Genomic DNA, 2,292 nt, shown 5'->3' on the forward strand with positions numbered 1-2,292 from the left:
CGGCGTCGAGGTCGATCACTCCACGGTTCATCGCTGGATTAACCGATATACTCCTGAGCTCGAAGCAGAGTTCAGAAAAAGAAAAAAGCCGGTATCCGGCCGATGGTTCTGGGATGAGATGGCCCTCAAGGTCAAAGGCAATGGCTTTACCGGGCCGTGGACGAGGATGGCGATACGATAGACTTTCTCCTTTCGACAAAGCGGGATCAGAAAGCGGCCATCAGGTTTTTGAAAAAGGCGATTCGTCAGCATGGAGTGCCGGAAAAGATTAATGCGGACAAGTCAGGGGCAAACGCCGCCGGCCTCAAGGCTTTCAATAGTGACTATTCAACCGACATTGAGCTCCGGCAGGTGAAGTATCTCAATAATATCGTCGAGCAGGATCACAGGCGAGTGAGGCAAAGGACAAGGCCCATGCTGGGCTCTAAAACCTTCATGTCGGCCGCGAAGACCATTGCCGGAATTGAGATGATGGCCATGATCAATAAAGGCCAAATTGATATGCAGGGCTCCACTCCATTTGAGCAGTTTTACGCCCTCGCAGGATAACTGCGTCCGGGGAATGATCCCTTCAGAAACTCACTTCGACCTTGGAAATGTTTGCGACAGAGCCTTTTAAAGTCATGGTCAGCAGTGACCCCGTTAAAGCTCGGTTTCCCTCCCTTCTGTCATTCCAGCTACGTGGTAGTGATTCCTGCCACGGTGCCTTTTCCGCCACTGAATACACCAGCGTTTGCTGGACACACTGAATCGGCACCAACCCCCGGGGAAGGAAGCTGCAAACGGTCTTGCACTCTGGACACAGCAAGCGCTACAGAAGGTTAGTGTCACAGGAGAGAATAGAAAATGCAACATGTTGATGACCATGCCTCAACCAGCTTTTACTCCTGCCTGTCCTCACAGCCGCGTTTCGTTTTAATCGTTTGCCGAGGAATCTGTTACGGCGCAGTAACCTTCCAATCATCGAGGTACACGTCGACATAATCCGTCCTGATTCCGGAAGTTCCCCAGCTGAATGTTGCATCATTGGCTTTCAAAAGCTCTTTATCGTCCAACGACAGCGTCAGCTGCCTGCCGATAGCTGCGAATTGCACCTTGTACCATGTGTTGCCAGCAAGACCATTGATTTTCTTTTCCGCCAGCGTTGTATACGTTCCGCAGTGTTTTTTCTTAATTGTAGCGAGCCCATCCTGCCTTAGAGAAGCTACATAAAGATCATTTTCCGTCCTATAACGGGTAAAAAGGTGCAGACCACATGTTGGGCAATCTTCTCTTTGGCGCCGTTTAATGTGCGCGCGATAGCTGTTGATTTGGTCTGTCCATTTAACGCGCTTACCTTCTGACCAGCCAACGGCTAAAGCGCGGAAGCTGTAGGAATCGGTATAGCCCCTTAAGTAATTCCCTACCTGCCGCGCAGTCAGGCAACCTGACGTAATTTCCAGATGGTCGCGGCTGTCGCGATCGCTGCATTCCACGATCTCGCTATCCATCATTGATTGAAACGTTTCACCCGGCCAAGCCAGGCTCCCTTTCGCTGGTCCTGAAACATAGGAAGTACCGTCTGGAAAGGCTTCGAAGGTGTCGGGCGGGTTCAGTGGATTGCAGACCTGGCTCACGGCTTCAGCCGATGATACGAGTGCTGTTAACAGCAGAAGCAGGCGTAAATTACGAGGGTTGATCAAGGATATTGACATTTTGTTCTCCAAACATGACGAGGTTAAACGCTGGCGGGGTTCCACTCCCACCTCCTCAAACGACGAAACAGCTCATTTGATGCATTGTTCGAGAACTTATTCGTGAAATTATAAAAATGGTCACGCTAATACAGCTATCGGGTAGCCAGAACCAGTCCCCCAGTCCCGGCTCCCATACCACCGCTCGTACGGTTCCGTAAGCGGCGGTTCACACAAACTGTATGTTGATTTTGTATTTGTCGTAGAGGTTTATGATTCCAAGCCAACCTGCTGTCTCGAAAAAGACCCGGCTAAGTGCCATCTTCATAGCACTCGTTGCAGAGCTATACCATGGTCCACCGCGCCCCCAATCAGCAGCAAAACTTCCGAGATAAAGCAGGCCTAGCTAATCTTTCCCTTCTATATTCCGACGCGCAAACGGAAGCGCACGAGTCTGAAGCAGCAATTTTAAGGGGCTATCATCTCATGGGATTAAAGGGCCGAATACTGAGTCTTTTCATCTTATGCTTTGTTATCAACACCTTGCTTCTGGTGGGCTTCAATTTTTACTCCAGCCGTCAAAGTTCCCAAAGCCTCAATCAAATGAACCATGACCTGA

The 2,292-nt window shown here is 50.1% G+C and carries 2 protein-coding genes and 1 pseudogene; 2 read left to right on the forward strand and 1 reads right to left on the reverse strand.

Annotation, left to right across the window (positions count from 1 at the left end; all coding sequences use genetic code 11):
- Together VE954_RS23105 and VE954_RS23110 are read left to right on the forward strand one after the other, a co-directional pair.
- Window positions 1-181, forward strand: a pseudogene (locus tag VE954_RS23105) (hypothetical protein); the annotation flags it as partial.
- Window positions 157-549, forward strand: a complete 393-nt coding sequence (locus tag VE954_RS23110; protein ID WP_324957225.1) for a DDE-type integrase/transposase/recombinase — start codon at window positions 157-159, stop codon at window positions 547-549. The pseudogene VE954_RS23105 and the gene VE954_RS23110, both read left to right, overlap by 25 nt.
- A 389-nt stretch (window positions 550-938) precedes the next feature.
- On the opposite strand, the gene VE954_RS23115 is transcribed toward VE954_RS23110, so the two are convergent.
- A complete protein-coding gene (locus VE954_RS23115; protein ID WP_324957227.1) occupies window positions 939-1,694 on the reverse strand; it encodes a hypothetical protein in 756 nt (251 codons plus the stop codon).
- Window positions 1,695-2,292: the final 598 nt, after the last annotated feature.

The sequence above is a fragment of the Oligoflexus sp. genome, assembly GCF_035638955.1.
Lineage (GTDB): Bacteria > Bdellovibrionota_B > Oligoflexia > Oligoflexales > Oligoflexaceae > Oligoflexus.